Origin of the sequence: Avibacterium volantium (assembly GCF_900635775.1) — a bacterium.
Taxonomy (GTDB): Bacteria; Pseudomonadota; Gammaproteobacteria; order Enterobacterales; family Pasteurellaceae; genus Avibacterium; species Avibacterium volantium.
Genome location: NZ_LR134167.1, coordinates 2,044,381 through 2,061,850 on the forward strand (window position 1 = coordinate 2,044,381; position 17,470 = coordinate 2,061,850).

15 protein-coding genes and 1 pseudogene are annotated in these 17,470 nt (G+C 41.8%); 5 read left to right on the plus strand and 11 right to left on the minus strand.

Annotated features, from left to right (window positions below):
• The first annotated feature begins 63 nt into the window (after positions 1–63).
• On the plus strand, positions 64–573 hold the full coding sequence (locus ELZ61_RS09695) for an SbmA/BacA-like family transporter (protein WP_126373264.1): 510 nt from the start codon (positions 64–66) through the stop codon (positions 571–573).
• Here the strand turns inward: ELZ61_RS09695 and ELZ61_RS09700 are convergent.
• Positions 535–1,862 (minus strand): IS3 family transposase gene (locus tag ELZ61_RS09700; RefSeq protein ID WP_126372175.1). Its coding sequence is split into 2 segments (ribosomal slippage): positions 535–1,412 and positions 1,412–1,862, totalling 1,329 coding nucleotides; the frame shifts between segments, so codons are not numbered across the junction. The two genes, ELZ61_RS09695 and ELZ61_RS09700, sit on opposite strands and share 39 nt — an antisense overlap.
• 26 nt (positions 1,863–1,888) lie before the next feature.
• On the opposite strand from ELZ61_RS09700, the gene ELZ61_RS09705 reads away from it, so the two are divergent.
• Positions 1,889–3,283 (plus strand): ABC transporter ATP-binding protein/permease, encoded by a 1,395-nt coding sequence (locus ELZ61_RS09705; protein ID WP_241969699.1) that lies wholly within the window; start codon positions 1,889–1,891, stop codon positions 3,281–3,283.
• A 61-nt stretch (positions 3,284–3,344) separates the two neighbouring features.
• On the opposite strand, the gene tolA is transcribed toward ELZ61_RS09705, so the two are convergent.
• The 6 genes and pseudogenes from tolA to ELZ61_RS09735 form a co-directional block, all read right to left on the minus strand.
• Positions 3,345–4,121, minus strand: coding sequence for a cell envelope integrity protein TolA (gene tolA, locus ELZ61_RS09710; protein WP_126373268.1), 777 nt, complete (start codon positions 4,119–4,121; stop codon positions 3,345–3,347).
• On the minus strand, positions 4,122–4,508 hold the full coding sequence (gene exbD / locus ELZ61_RS09715; protein ID WP_103853409.1) for a TonB system transport protein ExbD: 387 nt from the start codon (positions 4,506–4,508) through the stop codon (positions 4,122–4,124).
• A 1-nt stretch (position 4,509) separates the two neighbouring features.
• Entirely contained in the window at positions 4,510–4,965 is a 456-nt protein-coding gene (gene exbB / locus ELZ61_RS09720) for a TonB-system energizer ExbB (protein ID WP_126373270.1), read from the minus strand.
• Positions 4,966–5,130: 165 nt separating this feature from the next.
• Positions 5,131–7,172: pseudogene (locus ELZ61_RS09725) on the minus strand (TonB-dependent receptor domain-containing protein).
• Between the two features lie 271 nt (positions 7,173–7,443).
• Positions 7,444–8,724 carry an HlyC/CorC family transporter gene (locus ELZ61_RS09730; RefSeq protein WP_126373272.1) on the minus strand — a complete coding sequence of 427 codons (1,281 nt, stop codon included), beginning with the start codon at positions 8,722–8,724 and terminating at the stop codon, positions 7,444–7,446.
• A gap of 43 nt (positions 8,725–8,767) precedes the next feature.
• Positions 8,768–9,577 carry a cytochrome C assembly family protein gene (locus ELZ61_RS09735; RefSeq protein WP_126373274.1) on the minus strand — a complete coding sequence of 270 codons (810 nt, stop codon included), beginning with the start codon at positions 9,575–9,577 and terminating at the stop codon, positions 8,768–8,770.
• Between the two features lie 170 nt (positions 9,578–9,747).
• On the opposite strand from ELZ61_RS09735, the gene ffh reads away from it, so the two are divergent.
• Positions 9,748–11,133, plus strand: coding sequence for a signal recognition particle protein (gene ffh, locus ELZ61_RS09740; RefSeq protein ID WP_126373276.1), 1,386 nt, complete (start codon positions 9,748–9,750; stop codon positions 11,131–11,133).
• A gap of 74 nt (positions 11,134–11,207) precedes the next feature.
• Here the strand turns inward: ffh and ELZ61_RS09745 are convergent, their stop codons facing one another.
• From ELZ61_RS09745 to infA, 4 genes are all read right to left on the minus strand, one after another.
• Positions 11,208–11,609 carry an NUDIX hydrolase gene (locus ELZ61_RS09745; RefSeq protein WP_126373279.1) on the minus strand — a complete coding sequence of 134 codons (402 nt, stop codon included), beginning with the start codon at positions 11,607–11,609 and terminating at the stop codon, positions 11,208–11,210.
• Positions 11,610–11,714: 105 nt separating this feature from the next.
• Entirely contained in the window at positions 11,715–13,178 is a 1,464-nt protein-coding gene (locus ELZ61_RS09750) for a sucrose-specific PTS transporter subunit IIBC (RefSeq protein WP_126373281.1), read from the minus strand.
• Between the two features lie 91 nt (positions 13,179–13,269).
• A complete protein-coding gene (locus ELZ61_RS09755) occupies positions 13,270–15,141 on the minus strand; it encodes an ATP-binding protein (RefSeq protein WP_126373283.1) in 1,872 nt (623 codons plus the stop codon).
• 132 nt (positions 15,142–15,273) lie between these two features.
• Positions 15,274–15,492 carry a translation initiation factor IF-1 gene (gene infA / locus ELZ61_RS09760; protein WP_005627617.1) on the minus strand — a complete coding sequence of 73 codons (219 nt, stop codon included), beginning with the start codon at positions 15,490–15,492 and terminating at the stop codon, positions 15,274–15,276.
• A gap of 178 nt (positions 15,493–15,670) precedes the next feature.
• Between infA and ELZ61_RS09765 the strand changes: the two genes are divergently transcribed.
• Positions 15,671–16,219 carry a DUF924 family protein gene (locus ELZ61_RS09765; RefSeq protein ID WP_126373284.1) on the plus strand — a complete coding sequence of 183 codons (549 nt, stop codon included), beginning with the start codon at positions 15,671–15,673 and terminating at the stop codon, positions 16,217–16,219.
• 13 nt (positions 16,220–16,232) lie between these two features.
• Positions 16,233–17,441: a low temperature requirement protein A gene (locus ELZ61_RS09770; protein ID WP_126373286.1), complete on the plus strand. Its 1,209-nt coding sequence runs from the start codon at positions 16,233–16,235 to the stop codon at positions 17,439–17,441.
• The last annotated feature ends 29 nt before the right edge of the window (positions 17,442–17,470 follow it).

The following is a 17,470-nucleotide window of genomic DNA, read 5'->3' on the forward strand; positions in this document are numbered from 1 at the left end:
TCTGCTATCTAAACAACACGATTAACTATTTTCTTTTCTATCAACTCATTACTCGGAAATATTATGAATTGGTCAGACGAATTACTAAGTTCATTTTTATGGATAATCCAAAGCCTCGTGATTACGAGCATTGTCTTCTCCCTTATCTTAGCGCTTTTAGTCAAAACAACTCGCTGGGCGCATCAATTTTGGCTTTTAGCTAAAAATTACCTTTCCCCCAAACAGAGCCTCAAACCACTCTGCTATTTTTGGGTGATCATCTTCTTTAATCTAGTTGCTGTGCGGTTAGATATTCTATTTTCTAATTGGTATAACGCAATGTACAGCGCATTACAGGAAATGAATGTCAGCGTATTCTGGCAACAAATGGTCGTATTTTCCTTGCTTGCCACTGTTCACGTGTTGAATGTGCTGTTTACCTACTACATTTCGCAACGCTTCAAAATTCAATGGCGAACTTGGCTCAATGGGCATTATGTAGAAAAATGGACAGCCAACCTGATCTGCCCCCAAAAAGTTAGACTATATTCTAATTTAATTCAAGGACTGAGTTCTGTATTCCACAGGGCTTAGTCCTTTGAGCTTCACTTGAATACGCTCATTGTTGTAGTAATGAATGTACTCGTGAATCACTTTTTCAAGCTGTTCAAAGGTTTCAAACCGCTTGCCAAAGTAACATTCCGTCTTCAATCGCCCGAAAAAGCTTTCCATCGCACCATTATCAAGGCAATTACCTTTTCTCGACATACTTTGCTTAATACCGTGTTTTTTCAATATCTCCTGATAACCCATCATTTGATACTGCCATCCTTGGTCGGAATGCAGTATCGGTTTTTCCCCCGCTAATCGGTTCACCGCCTGGGTCAACATTCTGGTTATCTGCTCAAAATTCGGACTTCTCGCCACATCATAAGCAATAATTTCGTTATTAAACAAGTCTTTAATCGGTGATAAATACACTTTGCCTTCCGCACATTTGAACTCGGTGATATCCGTTACCCACTTCTCATTCGGCATCGTTGCCGTAAAATCCCGTTGCAACAGATTATCGGCAATTTGTCCCACTTTGCCTTGGTAAGAACGATATTTTTTCTGCTTACTTTTTCCTTTTAACCCCAAACGTTGCATTATCGCTTGCACCCTTTTGTGGTTGATAATCAAGTATTTCCTTAATTCCAAGGTAATTCGACGATAACCATAATTTTCGTCATTTTTGCGATAAATTTCCTCTATTTTCTGTGAAATCGCTACATTTTTATCCGACTTTGGCTTGAGATGATAAAAGAACGAACTGCGTGCCAATCCGATTAGCCTGAGTAACAATTCCAACGGGAAACGCGAGCGTAAGGCATTTACGATGACGGCTTTTTCTGCATTTTTTGTTGGTTGAGTTCCTGCAACTTTTTTAGCATTGCATTCTCCGCTTCTAATTCCAAAATTCGGTAACGCAAGCGTTCTTCTTCTGTTTTGGGCGTTGGTGGCATTTTAGGTGAGTTGAGTTTCATACTTGGACGACCTTTAGGTTTGAGTAATAACCCATCTATACCTTGTTTTTCAAAGCGTTGCAACCATTGACTAATTATCCCTGAACTGGGGATATCAAAGCGAAAGCAGGCGGCTTCAGCGGAGCACTGGCCTTTTTTGATAGCTTGAATAACCTTTAATTTAAACTCAACAGAATAATATCGTTTTTTACCTAACACAGCTAATCCATTGATTCCATTATGATTAAATTTCGCAATCCAACGTGCTAACGTGCTTTGGGGAAGCTGAAAATACTGGCGAGTAAGCGAACGGTTTTTTCCATTTTGATGATAAAAGTCGAGCACTTGTTGTTTGAAACGTTGAGTATATTTAGTCATAAAAAATCTGCACCTTAATCAGTTGGTTGTTTAGTCCAACTTTTGGGGTGCAGATCAACCAAGCCTATTATAAAACCCTGTATAGCCTCAATCAGCTAGACAATCCCGATCAACGTATCCAGCAAGATATTGAATCTTACATCAACAGCTCGCTCAGTTTTGCTACGGGCGTGATTTCCTCCACGGTTTCACTCATCGCATTCACCGCGATTTTGTGGAACTTATCAGGGCCAATGGAAATCGCGGGCTATGAAATCCCGCATATGATGGTATTTTTAGTGTTTATTTATGTGCTTATTACCAGTGTGATTGCCTTTAGAATTGGACGACCATTAATTAAACTCAACTTCGCTAATGAAAGGCTCAACGCAAATTATCGTTATTCCCTAATTCGCCTAAAAGAATATGCAGAAAGCATTGCCTTCTACCGTGGTGAAAAAATGGAACAACACTTATTGTTCAAACAATTCAATAAAATTATTGGAAACATCTGGCAACTGGTTTACCGCACCCTGAAATTATCTGGCTTTAACTTAACTGTTTCACAGATCTCCGTTATCTTCCCATTTCTTATTCAAGCGGGGCGCTACTTCAGTGAACAAATCAAACTCGGTGATTTAATGCAAACCGCCCAAGCCTTTGGCAAAGTGCAAGAATCTCTTTCTTTTTATCGCAATTCTTATGATGATTTCGCGGCTTACCGTGCTGTGCTTGATCGTTTAACAGGCTTTCATAGTGCGATTAATGCGGCTAATCAACCATCTAAAACCCAACTTCAAGATAGCCAAGGCGAAGTGGCATTCCAAAATCTCACCATAAAACGCCCTGATGGAAAAAGCCTGATTGAAAACTTAAACCTCACCTTTCCCCTAGGCACAAGGGTACTAATTCAAGGGCAATCTGGGGTTGGAAAAACCACGCTATTACGCACCGCAGCAGGGCTTTGGCAATATTCCGAAGGCACCGTAATCTGCCCACAACACAGCGCCCTATTCCTTTCGCAAAAACCTTATTTGCCACAAGGTCGCTTAATTGATGCCCTTTATTATCCTGCAATGGCAAGTGAAGATTGCGATCTCGCTGCAATCCAACAAATTATGCAACAAGTTAATTTAGGACATTTAACCGATAAGCTCGAGCAAGAACAAGATTGGACGCGCGTGCTTTCTCTCGGCGAACAACAGCGCCTTGCCTTTGCCCGCTTATTACTACACAAGCCACAGGTGGCATTTCTTGACGAAGCAACAGCAAGTATGGACGAAGGACTGGAAGACGCAATGTATCAGTTATTAAAAAGCGCATTGCCAAATACCACCATAATCAGCGTAGGGCATCGCTCTACCTTGCTTAAGCATCACAGATTGCATTTGCAAATTCAGGCAGATAAAAGCTGGAAATTAATCCAACCGATGGAAAATTAGGGTAAAGAAAAGTGCGGTGGAAAAACTCAATATTTTTCCACCGCACTTCATATTTTATACTTTATTGAATACTAAACCGAATTGGCACGGTCATTGAAGAAGAAAGCCCTGCAGGTCTTGCGCCGATAGATTTTGTTCGGCTTACAGCCTCTAAGGCGGCTTTATCTAAATCATTATTACCCGAGGATTTTGCGAGTTGAATATTACTCAACGAACCATCAGCGGCAATATTAAAACTCACTGTCGCTATCCCTTGTTTACGCATCATTTTAGCCCGTTGTGGGTAGCGTCTATGGCGTTCTATTTCTCGGCGCAATGCGCCCATATAGGCATTCTTTACATCAGAGCCAGCACTTTTACTAACAAGGTTTGGATTGTTCACCGTTGCCTTGCCTAAGCTGGTTGCTGTCGCTGTGATTTTCGCTTCAGAATTCACATTGCGATCCCCTTTTTCAAGCGCCTTATTCGCCAAAGGTTTCTCTTTGAGTTGAGGTTTCTCTTTTTTCGTTTTTTCTTTCTTTTTCTCTTTCGGCTTTTCTTTCTTAATTTCTTTTGGCTTTTCTGGTTTTGGTGGTTCAGGTTTTACAATGGGATCGGGCACAATTTCTTTTGCCACTGGCTCTGGCTCAGGTTCTGCAACAGGTTCTGGCGCAGGTTCAGGTTCTTCAACGGTCATTCCCATTAGCATTTCCATTGAAATACTGTTATCGATCACGTCTGCTTGATAGCCATTGGCACTGCTGTCGGCTTTTACAGCATAGACAATCGCTCCAATCACGGTGGCGTGAAATAGGAGAGAAAAGAAGAAGCCAAACCAAGAACGATGTTTATTTGCCATTTATTTGCCTTTTTCTTTCATTGTGACAATGGCAACATTTTTGATGTTATTTTTCGCCATTAAATCTGTCAGGCTAACAAAATCTTGGAATGTGGCTTTAGCGTCCACTTTCAGGGTTACTTTTTGATCTTTCGCCCAGCTTGCCACTTCTTTTTCCATTTGCGCTAAATCTGTCGGCTTATCGTTAAAAAAGATTTCACCTGTTTCCGTAACGGTTAATAATTTGGCTAAATCGTCCGATTTAAACGCTACAGTGCTGCTGGCTTTTGGCACGTTCACTTGAATTTTGCCTTGCGAAATAAAAGACGCAGTGATTAAGACAATCGCCAGCAACACTAACATAATGTCAATGAAAGGGATAATATTGATTTCATCAAACTTTTTCACATTATGCCCCTAGATTTTTTTGTCCGTTTAAGGCTTTCCATTTTAGGCGATTGACTTCCACTTTGCGTTGCAAGCCGTTGTAAAACACCATTGATGGAATGGCGACTAAAATCCCTACTGCCGTGGCTTTCAGAGCAAGGGAAAGGTTAAGCATAATGGCAGCAGCATCAATGTCCCCACCTGAATTTCCTAATTCATAGAAAGTTAATAAAATCCCGATAACTGTACCCAATAAACCCACATAAGGGGCATTTGAGCCAATGGTGGAAATAATAGTTAGGTTACGGTTGAGATCAATGTCTAACTCGTAGATATTGGTGTAGTGCGAAACATTCACACGGCTTAAAAAGATAAAGCGTTCAATCACGAACCATACCATAATAAAGCTCATTAAACCGAGTAAACCTAAAATAATGTAATCAACATAATGTTGTAAAAATGCGAATAATTGCGGCATTGAGAAATCCTTAACGCTGACTTCAAATAAAACGAGGCAAATTGCCCTTAATTGTTATTGAGAATGAATTTCAATTAGGTTGCAAATTGTAGCAAATTAAAAATTTGCGGTCAAAGCACAAACAAAAAATGTGGTGAAAAATCACCGCACTTTGTTTTTTCACATTTAGAATGTGTAACTCACATTCATTCGGAAATCACGCCCTGCGCCGGTTAGGCTGTTTACCCCTGCGCGTTGGCTGTGGCTTTTGTAGTTCTTGTTGAACACGTTATCCACCGCAACATTAATGGTGAGATTTTCGTTTGCTTCCCAACTTGCGTAAAGATCATTGACGCCGTACCCCGGTTGTTTCACGCTGTCGCCTGAACCAGAACCACGGCTTGGTGAGCCTGTTTCACCTTCTACAAAACGTCCTTTCCAGCCAATAATTAAGTTTGGCTCAGCAAATTTGTAGGAAACTTCAGTTTTCCAAGTACGCCCTGTTGCCACAGCAAACACGGTGTTATCCGCCACTGCGCCATAAACTTCTGGCTTGCTTTCAGCCACGCCAGCACGCAAGGTTAGCCCTGAATATTTGTAAGCTGCACCTAATTCATAACCCTGGTTACGCAATAATGCGCCGTTATAAATCACGTTATCTTTCAAGGACATTGCCTCTTTCACTTTTTGCCAGAAATAACTTCCGTTGAGAGAAAGGCTGTCGTTGAAATCATAGTTAAAGCCAATTTCCGCATTGCGAGCTTGCTCAGCACGGATATGGCTATCTACGCTAATTCTACCCGATCCCGCAATCGCTACCTCATACAAACGAGGGCTACGACTTGCATAGTTTAAGCTGGTATTCAGGCTTAAATTATCAGAAACTTGCCAAATTAAGCCCGCACTTGGGTTGAAATGCCCGTGGCTGGCTTTTTTGCTTTAAATTCAAAGTAATCGTAACGGGCTCCCGTAGTTAGTGTAACGGAACCAATTCCCCAAATACCCTCTACATAAAAGCCTAAATCGTCTTTACGCTGATTATGAGCCCCCACTGCCAGTTGGTTAGGTTTTCCCACTTGTTTACGATAATTTACCCCATATTTCACAAGGTGATGCTCGCCAATGGCACTATCTAAATTTAAATTTGCTCCCGTGGTGAGAATTTGGGTTTCACTCGCTGGTTCTTTACGCACACGCTTTGTGTGATATACATTGGCATTCGCCTCTGTGATAAACCCCATATTTTTGCCTGTCCACTCTAAATTGGTGGTATCTTGCGTGGTGGTGCGGTAACGTGGATTGTTGTTATCTTCATTCACCACGAAGTTTCCATTATTGTCTAAAAGATAATAGCTATCTTGCCCACGGCGATCCTTACCAGCATAAACTGAGCTTAAAGCATATCCTTTTGCCCGTTGTTCCGCTGAGAGTTTTGCTCCCGATACATAGGAATTACTAAAATCAAATTCTTCACGCAAAGCACGCACACCATAATAACGCTCTTGACGGTGGCTGAATACCACCCGCTGATTTTCGCTAATATCCCAACCAAACTTTGCTAATAATCCCCGTTCGCCTAAGGCACTATTTTGTACGGTATCTGAACCATTGAGATTTTGATACCCTTTACCACCTTTATAATTTTCTTTATGGTTCCAGTTGCCAGAAATCAAGGCATCAAATGCCGCAACCTTGCCATAAACACTTGCGCCTTGCGTATAGCCTTTATTACTGCGTACGCCACCAGTGAGCTTAAAGCCAAAATTTTGCCCCTCTCTCAATAAATCCTGCGCATCAACAGTGGTGGCGATGATCGAACCACTGGTCGCCCCAATCCCCGCACTGGCTGAGCCAGCCCCTTTTTGCACGTCAATACGTTTGATTAACGCAGGATCAAGCAAGAAACGCCCTTCGTGATGGAAAGCTTGGGTGTCGGAATAAGTATTGTCCACTTTGAAATCAATTTGATCTTGCCCCATTCCACGAATGGCTACCCATTGTGATGTGCCGCCATTTCCGCCACCGAAATTGATGGCTGGCTCATCAAATAATAAACCACGCAAATCCGTTTCAGTGCTACGTTCCATTTGTTTTAGGGTAACAACATTGGTTTTGCTTTTCGCCCCTGTATTTTCCGTGATGACATCAATCACACCAAGGCTTTCCGCTTGTACCGCTGTAGCAACAAGCGTAGCGAGAGGTAAAAGAACAAATTTTGCTTTTTTCATAATGAACTTCCTTTATTTCATACTGTCAAATTATTGAGAATTATTATTGTTTGCTTTTGCATTTATAGTCAATAACTAAAAATTCAAAAGATAAAAATTTCTGAAACAGAAAGAAAATCGTTAAAAATTGAGAAAAATTTTGTAAAAAATCACCGCACTTTGTGAAATAAATTAGATAACGTTTAAAGATGAAAAGTAAATGAAAGGCAAAGGAAAAAGACGAAAGGCAAATAACCTTTCGTCTTTGTGATTTTATGATAGGAAAAACCGTTTATTCTGGCTGTTTTGTTGGTGAAATTTTTTCTACTTTTGCTTGTTTCACCATATTATCTGCCACTTCTAAAATAGTGATTTTTAAGCCGTTGATTTCACATTCCGTGCCTTCTTCGGGAATTTCTTCTAAATGCTCTAAAATCAATCCGTTGAAAGTGCGCGCTTCGTCTGTGTCTAAATGCCAGTCAAACAATTTGTTCAGATCACGAATATTGGCAGAGCCTTCAATGATCATTGAGCCGTCAGATTGTTGGGTAACTTCTTCATCAATGGACGGGGCAGTTGACGTGGTAAACTCGCCCACGATTTCTTCCAAAATATCTTCCAAGGTGACCAAGCCTTTGATGTCGCTATATTCGTCCACCACCAAGCCAATCCGCTCTTTTTTGCTGCGGAAATTCAATAATTGTGCATTAAGCGGTGTGCCTTCAGGGATAAAATAAGCTTCATCCACCGCGCGGATCAAGGTTTCTTTGCTGAATTCATTTTTATCTAGCATTAAGCGATAGGCTTCGCGCACACGCAAAATACCTAGCACATTTTCGTCCATACTCTCTTTGTACAACACCACTTTACTGTGCGCCGAATGGTTGAGCTGACGCATAATGGCTTTCCAATCATCGTCAATATCGATTCCGCCAATGTCGTTGCGCGGCACCATAATGTCGTCCACGGTAACTTTTTCTAAATCCAAAATAGAAAGCAACATTTCTTGGTGGGCGGAAGGAATGAAATGCCCCGATTGGTTTACAATGGCGCGTAATTCTTCTGTGCTTAAGGAACTGGTTTTTTGCTCATTTTTCACGCGGAATAATTTCATCAAGCCACGAATAATCAGGTTCATTAAGAACACAATGGGGCTAAAAATTTTCAGCAATGGGGTGAGAATATGGCTTGATAAAAACGCCACTTTTTCAGGATAAAGTGCGGCAATGGTTTTCGGGAAAATTTCCGCAAAGATCAACATTGCGAAGGTTAACGCCCCTGTGGCAATCGCCACGCCCATATCGCCATATAAACGCATACCAATAATGGTTGCAATGGCAGAGGCAGAAATATTCACAAGGTTATTACAGATGAGAATCAGGCTAAGTAAAATATCTGTTTTTTTCAAAAGTTTTTCTGCTTTTTTCGCCCCTTTATGCCCTTTTTCAGCTAAAAAGCGCATACGATAGCGGTTGGCGGAAAGCAAGCCTGTTTCTGAACTGGAAAAATAGGCGGATAAAATGAGTAAAATAATTAAAGTGATAAATAACGTACTAAGGGGAATACTATCCAAAATCAAGTCCTTTTATAAAACCATCGTTCTTGGGTGGCCGAAATTAAAGCCCTAACCCAAACGCAACTCGGCTGCCAAAATAGGCAATCGAAAGCAAAATCATACCTGAAATGCTATAAATAATCACCTTTTTTCCACGCCAATGCCATTTCCAATGCCCGATTAACGCGACACCTAGCACCAACCACGCAAGGAACGAAAAGATGGCTTTTTGTACATTTTGCATACCGAAGAAATCTGGCAAATAAATCGCCCCAGAAATTAGCGTTAGGGTCAGCAACACTTCACCACTTAGCATTAAGCGGAAAAAATGGCGTTCCACCGTCATTAATGGCGGAATAATTGGCGATAACGCCAGTTTTTTGCTTTTTAGATTGCGGTCAATCCACCACAACTGCACGGCATATAAAGTAGCGATAAAGCAGACAGCATAAGCCAACAGCGCCAAGCCAATATGCAAGAATAAGCCCACATTGTGGATCAAATGCTGCACGATAGAAAAAGGTAAAAATGTTTGTAAAATCAAATTGATAATGGCGAGGCAATAGACGATCGGCAACAAAAACCATAGCGTATTCACCCGAAAACCAATGGCAAAAGTTGCTAAAGCTGCCACGATCACACTTAGCAAAGAACTGATGTCCATTAAGGTGAAGGTTTGCTCATTCGCCCAATGGGAAAACAACGGCGCAAGGCTAATGCCGTGGGTAATAATCGCCAAAAGTGCGGTGCAAAAAAACAATGTTTTATTCGGTTTTTTGGTTTGTGCGCCCGAATGGGCTTTCAACAACATCGGGGTAATGAGAAGAATGCTAATTAAATATAAAAAAATTGAAACAACGGCAAACCACATTTTTATTCACCTTATTTATTCGCTTTAATGCCAAATTAAGAACTATTCTTATTCTAGCCTTGCCGCACTAAAATCGCTATAAATTTCTTTCAAATGATGAAAATCTGTGGGATTTCAGTATAATTGGCACAATTTATTTCATTTTATTCCACTCAAATTTAGGAAAAACGATGTTTGAAAACCTTTCTGATCGGCTCTCGAAAACCCTGCGTAACATAACAGGGAAAGGGCGTTTAACCGAAGATAATATTAAAGATACCCTGCGCGAAGTGCGTATGGCATTGCTTGAAGCAGACGTTGCGCTGCCTGTGGTGCGTGAATTTATCAATAAAGTGAAAGAGCGTGCTATCGGTGAAGAAGTGAATCGTAGCTTAACACCAGGGCAAGAATTTCTCAAAATTGTGCAATCCGAGCTTGAAAAAGCGATGGGTGAAGCAAATGAAAGCCTAAATCTCGCCACTCAGCCGCCAGCAGTGATCCTAATGGCGGGTTTGCAAGGGGCGGGTAAAACCACCAGTGTGGGGAAATTAGCCAAATTCTTGCGTGAACGTCAGAAGAAAAAAGTGATGGTGGTGTCGGCGGACGTGTATCGCCCTGCGGCGATCAAACAGCTTGAAACCCTCGCGCAAGCCGTTGGAGTGGATTTTTTCCCGTCTAACAGCCAGCAAAATCCAGTAGAGATTGTGCAAGCTGCCCTAGCAGAAGCTAAGCTCAAATTCTATGATGTGTTGATTGTGGATACCGCTGGTCGCCTGCACGTTGATGGCGAAATGATGGAAGAAATCCAAAAAATTCACACCGCACTTAATCCTGTGGAAACTCTTTTCACCGTGGACGCAATGACGGGACAAGACGCCGCCAACACCGCAAAAGCCTTTAATGAAGCGCTACCACTTACTGGGGTGATTCTGACCAAAGTGGACGGTGATGCGCGTGGTGGTGCGGCACTTTCTATTCGCCAAATCACCGGCAAACCGATTAAATTCCTAGGGATTGGGGAAAAAACAGACGCCCTTGAGCCTTTCCACCCTGATCGTGTGGCTTCACGCATTTTAGGAATGGGGGACGTGCTTTCGCTCATCGAAGATCTACAACGTTCTGTGGATCAAGAAAAAGCGGAAAAAATGGCGAAAAAATTCCAAAAAGGCGATGACTTCACTTTGGAAGATTTCCGCGATCAGCTCATTGAAATGAAAAAAATGGGCGGAATGATGACAATGCTTGAAAAATTACCGGGTGCGAAAAATCTGCCTGATCACATTAAAAATCAAGTTGATGACAAAATGTTCATCAAAATGGAAGCCATCATCAATTCAATGACCCTAAAAGAGCGCGCCAAACCTGAGATCATCAAAGGTTCGCGCCGCCGCCGTATTGCGCTTGGCTCAGGCACACAGGTGCAAGACGTGAATAAATTGCTCAAGCAATTTGACGAAATGCAGCGTATGATGAAAAAAATGCGCAAAGGCGGTATGGCAAAAATGATGCGTGGAATGAAAGGAATGATGGGCGGAATGGGCGGCCTAGGTGGTCTTGGCAATATGTTCAAACGCTAATCAATCATAAAAACGGTAAAAATAAAACCGCACTTTTAAAGTGCGGTTGTTTTTTGCGAATTTATTTAGTTCGTTTATTCCAGCGTCCCTTGCTGTTTTAAATATTCCAAAACTTTTTGTGTGGCGAGGGAACATTTTTCTTTGTCTTGATAACCAATCCAAGCCAATTCAGCAATTTCACTTTCAGGGCGATAATCGCCGATGAAATCGCCTTTGTAGCAGGTGAGCGTTACAACGCAATCCATATTTTTTCCGTCTGCTTGAGCGGAAAATGCACCGATTCGTTGAAGGCTATTTTCAATTAAGTCGATGCCCAATTCTTCTTTAATTTCGCGCATTAGGGCTTGTTGATCACTTTCGCCTTGCTCTCTTTTTCCGCCAGGGAGATAAAATTTCTCTTTGCCTTTAGAGCGTGCCATTAATACTTGTTTATCTTTAATGTATAACCAAGCTAGCTTGTCGATTTGCGTCTTCATTTTTGCCTCGCTGAAAATAAAAATCTGCACCTTAAACGCAGAATATTGTATTCCTGTTTAAGGTGCAGATCAAAGTGCGGTGCTTTTTTGCGAATTTTATAAAAATTACGCTTTAGTTTGTGCGCGTTTTACTAAAATAACAGAAAGAGTAAACGCAACGGCGAAAGAAATCACCATACCCACACTGTACATTGCAAGGCTGTCTGGTTTAATAGACGGAATACCTAAGAACCCTGCTGCGCCAAGTGCTTGCGCTTTTACATTGAAGAATGCAATAAAGGCGCTGGATAAACCTGAACCGATCATTGCCGCTAAGAAAGCTTGACGATAGCGTAAGTTCACCCCGAACATTGCAGGCTCAGTGATCCCTAATAAGGCAGAAATACCTGAAGGAACGGCTAAGCCGCGTACTTTTGGATCTTTCAATGCGAATGCCACACCTAAACAAGCCGCACCCTGTGCGATGTTTGACATTGCTGCAATTGGGAAGATGAATGTACCGCCCGATAATGACATATTAGAAAGCAGTTGCGTTTCCACCGCGATAAAGGTTTGGTGCATACCCGTGATAACAATTGGTGCATAGAATGTCCCGAAAATACCGCCACCGATAAAGCCAAGTTTGTCATATAACCAAGTTAAACCGATAGTGATCAAATCCCCTGCTTCACGTCCGATTGGCCCAATCACGGTGAACGCAAGTAAACCTGCGATAAAGAGCGAGAACATTGGGGTGATCAAGTTGTCGAGGTAAGATGGCACAAATTTACGGAACGTTTTTTCTAACGTAGCTAGAACCCAAGCCGAAATTAACGTTGGAATTACCGTGCCTTGGTAGCCCACTTTTTCGATTTCTAAACCGAACACATTCCAGTGTGTGATTTTGCCTTGCGCAGCGGTAAGGGCATAGTTCCAACCGTCCGCCAATGCAGGGTGAACCAATAACATTCCCAACGCAGCCCCTAAGAACGGATTTCCGCCGAATTTACGAGTAGCAGAAAAACCAAGCAACACCGGTAAGAACACGAATGGCGCGTTGGCAATAGTATTAATAAAATCAACAAGATCAGAAAGATTGCTAAAACGATCGACTACGGAATAACCTGTAATTGGCTGACCAGAATCGCGCAAGGCTTGTGGTACGTCCCAGAAGAAACCTTGTGCGGTAAGCATACTGTGGATACCCATTAACAAACCGCCCGCCACGATAGCAGGGATAATTGGCACGAAAATATCCGCCAAGCCTTTCACCAAGCGCATAATTAGCCCTTGGTTATTTTCTGAAGCTTGTCTCGCCACTTCATTTTTGGTCATATCGCCGATGTTAAGCTGTTTCGCCATTTCATCGTGTACTTTATTTACGGTGCCTGAACCAAAAATAATTTGATACTGGCCAGAAACTGCAAATTGACCTTTTACACCATCAATATTTTCGATAGCTTCTTTGTCAATTTTGCCTTCATCTTTCACCACAATGCGTAAGCGAGTTGCGCAATGTGCAAGCGCGCTGATATTGTCTTTGCCACCCAGTTTATCAATCACCTGCTTGGCAACATTTGGAAAATTCATCGGTTTTCTCCTCTTGTTGATGTTGAATTAAAATTGCACAGATTCTAGCTAAAACCTTTAAGCGTGGCTAGTGTAATGTGCAAAAACTTTGCTAATGATCAACAGAATTTAGCCAATTTATTAACTTATCTAAATCTTTCTGCCAATTTTGCGAGAGTTGTTCCAAATAATAGGCGATTTCACTTTCCCAATTGGGGTTTTCGCTATGCTGGGCTTGTTCGGCGATTTGTTGAATGCGCTTTAATCCAACAGAGCCTGCCGCGCCTTTGATTTTATGGGCGATGTTGCCGACTTCAGTTCTGTGCGCGGGTTGAGTTTGATAAATTTGGTAAGCCGCCATTAATTCCGCCATATAATCGGGCATTAGCTGTTGGAAAAGTGCGGTGTTATTTTTTACTGTTTTTACGCCCAATAAAGCGACAAATTCATTGAGCGTGGCGAAATCCAGCGCTTCATCTTGTTCTATTGCTGTTTCTGGCATTGCTTTGGAAGAACTTTCGGCCAGCGGCAGTGTAATCTCATCAGCAAAATATTGATAAAGACATTGCGTCAGCGCCTCTAAAGAAAGAGGTTTACGCAGAATATCGTCCATTCCTTGCTGTAAATACTCTTGCTTATCGTGCATTACATTGGCAGTGAGCGCAATGAGTGGCGGCAGATAATCATATTCATCATTTTCGTATTTTTGGCGTAAATGTTGGGCGATTTGAAAGCCCGACATATCAGGCAGCTGAATGTCAATGAGCAGCAAGTCATAGCTATTTTGCTCAAATTTTTCAATGGCTTGTTGCCCCGTCATTGCCACATCTACTTCATAGCCCAATTTTTCCAACACAGATTTTGCCACAATCACATTCACTTCAATATCTTCAATCAGCAAAATACGCAGTTGGCTTGGCAGATGTTGATGATAGGCTAACGGCTTGCTCACAGACTCGGCTTGAATAGTTAAGGTAAAAACGGAGCCCTTTCCCACCGCACTTTCCACACAGAGATCACCGCCCATTAAATTGGCAATAGTCTTGGAAACTGCTAAGCCAATACCACTGCCGGCGTGCTGATATTGATTGGATTGCACGCGGTAATACATTGCGAAAATATTCGCCAGCTCGCTTTCTGCAATGCCAATACCCGTATCGGAAATAGCAAAAGCAAATTGTTGTTCGCCAGTTCGGCTAACTTTCAGCTTGATCACGCCTTTTGGGGTGAATTTCACCGCATTATTAATTAAGTTCCATAAAATTTGGCTTAATCTGGCGCTATCTAGCATCAGCCATTGCGGTAAATCAGGTTCGTATTCCAGTTCAAATTTGAGCTGATTTTGCTCCGCCATTAAGGTAGCAAAATTGGCAATATCATTAAGAAAGGCATAAAAATCCGTTTCTTTGTGGTTTAACTCAATTTTGTGCGCATCAATTTTTTCCAAATCAATAATATCGCTAAAAATATGTCCTAAAGACACCGCACTCATATTAATGGTTTTCAGATAATTGCGTTGTTCTTGGTTTAATTTGCCATCAAGTAAAATACGGCTTAAGCCAATAATGCCGTTCAGTGGCGTGCGTAATTCGTGGCTAATGGTGGTCATCAAGGCGGTTTTGTTACGGCTGTTTTGCTCTAAATCATTTAATGCCACAGAAAGTTTTTTTTCTGCCACCATTCTTTCCGATACTTCACGGCGTAAATTTTCCACTAATTTGGCTAATTCAAGGCGAGATTTTTCCAGTTTTTCCACCAAAAGAGTGAAGAAATAGATCACAAAAGGCGCGGAAATCAAGCCAAACACCACGGAACGCACCACGTCCGTCCAATAAACCGTTCCCACCACACAAAGGCTGAACAACACTTGTGTGCATAAAGCCAACACCGCCAGTGCTAAGACGCCAAGTATAGAAAATCGCACGCGTCCAAGGCGGATCACCCAATCCACATAACGTTGTGCGAAGTGTTTGATATTTCTCATTTTACAACCTTGATTTAGCCAAATAGACAATGGCGTTATGATAACAACAACGCATAAAAAAAGAGATAAAAATTTGCCCTAGACAAGGCTAGGGCAAAATTTGAATAGGTAAGAAGAAAAATGATGCGATAATTAACGGCTGCGGAAAATAATGCGTCCTTTACTTAAATCGTAAGGGGTCATTTCCACGGTTACTTTATCGCCAGTTAAAATACGAATATAGTTCTTACGCATTTTCCCTGAAATATGTGCGGTTACAACGTGTCCATTTTCTAATTCAACGCGGAACATCGTGTTCGGCAAGGTTTCTAAAATCGTGCCTTGCATTTCAATGCAATCTTCTTTAGCCATTAATTCCTCTAATATTAGTTAATAAATAAGTCAAAAAACGGGCGAATTATACTCTCATCAATCGTATTCACCAAGTTTTTTCTAGAAATTTAGTCGAATACGCAAGTTTTGCTAAATTGTGGTAAAATCCGCCGCCGTGAAATTCACTTCATTTTTTATCTTCAACTAAGGACATTTTATGAGTATTGCCACCCCACAAGCGGTGCTTGATTTTTGGTTTAGCGAAGAAAATCAGCCATTCTGGTTTGTTAAAAGCGATGAATTCGATGACAAAATTCGCGAAAAATTTGACCGCACTTTAAAAGCCGCCGCACAAGGTGAATGCGCCAACTGGCGTGAAACCATTGAAGGGCGCTTGGCGGAAATTATCGTGTTGGATCAATTCTCGCGCAATTTATATCGCAACACCCCAGCAGCCTTTGCGCAGGATTCAATGGCATTAGTGTTGGCTCAAGAAGCCATTAAACATCCTGATTTTGCTAGTCTACCGACCTTATGGCGTAAATTTATGATTATGCCTTATATGCACAGTGAATCTGCCTTGATTCATCAGCAAGCAGTGGAATTATTTAGCGCACTCAATGATGATTACACCTTAGATTTTGAACTGCGCCATAAAGCGATTATTGATAAATTTAATCGTTATCCGCACCGCAATGCGATTTTAAATCGCACCTCAACCGCGGAAGAAATTGAATTTTTAAACCAGCCTAATTCTTCTTTTTAATTCGGAGTATTGAATGATTCATAAATTAATGAAAGCCCGTGATCATCACGAAGTCCATCGTGTTGCCACCACATTAGAGCTTTATTTTGATTTAGTTTTCGTGATCGCCATTGCGGCGACTGCAAGCGGCTTGCATCACGCCCTTGCGGCGCATCATTTCAGTGAAGGCTTAATCCATTTTGCCACCTCGTTTTTCTGCGTGTGGTGGGCGTGGATGAACTTTACTTGGTTTGCCTCTGCTTACGATAATGATGATTTTACCTATCGCATCGTAACAATGGTGCAAATGTTCGGCGCAATTATTTTAGCTATCGGTATTAATAATGTATTTGAACACAACGATTATGTGATGATTTTGATCGGCTACATCGTAATGCGTGTGGCAATGGCATATCAATGGTTTCGTGCTGCAAAAGGCGATCCAGAGCGCCGCACCACCTGCTTACGTTATGCCTTCGGGATTATCTTCGCACAAATTTGTTGGACTATTGTGGCATTAAAATTCCCTTATTTATTCAACACCTTATTCCCATTCTTAGCCTTGCTTGAGCTTTCTGTGCCAGCCTGGGCGGAAAGTGCCAACAAAACCCCTTGGCACCCACATCACATTTCAGAGCGTTACGGCTTATTAGTGATTATCGTTTTGGGCGAAGGCATTTTAGGCGCAACTAACGCCATCACACCATTATTCCACAGCAATGAAGCAATGCTCACTGAAGCATTCCCATTAGGCTTAGGGATTTCAGCGTTAATGTTCTCTCTTTGGTGGCTTTATTTCAAAATGCCTTGGGGCGAATTTTTGCACAGCGATCGCACGTTAAATAACGCTTTAGTCTATGGTTACGGCCATTTATTGATTTTCATCGCGCTCACCGCGTTAGGTTCTGGCTTAGAATTATTAGCGGACTCCGTGAAAGAATTTGGCACAATGGCGGAAGTGGTGGAACACGCAAGTTCAAATGCACATTCTGTTTCGCCTTTATTTGCAATGACCGTGTTAAGCATTTGCTCGGCGGTTTACCTCATTGCCTTAGCATTCTTGCGTTGGTACTTAGACAAAGACACCAATTACAGCGTGATCGGTTTTGTGCTTGCTATTGCAGCGACTTTCCTTGGCGTGCTATGTGTGTATTTAGGAATGCCGTTGCAATGGTCAATTTGGTTCACCGTGATTGCGCCAATTGCAATGATCTCATTCTATAAAACGAAGCCGATTGGTTAAGTTTCATTGATCTTTCCCCTAGCCGAAAA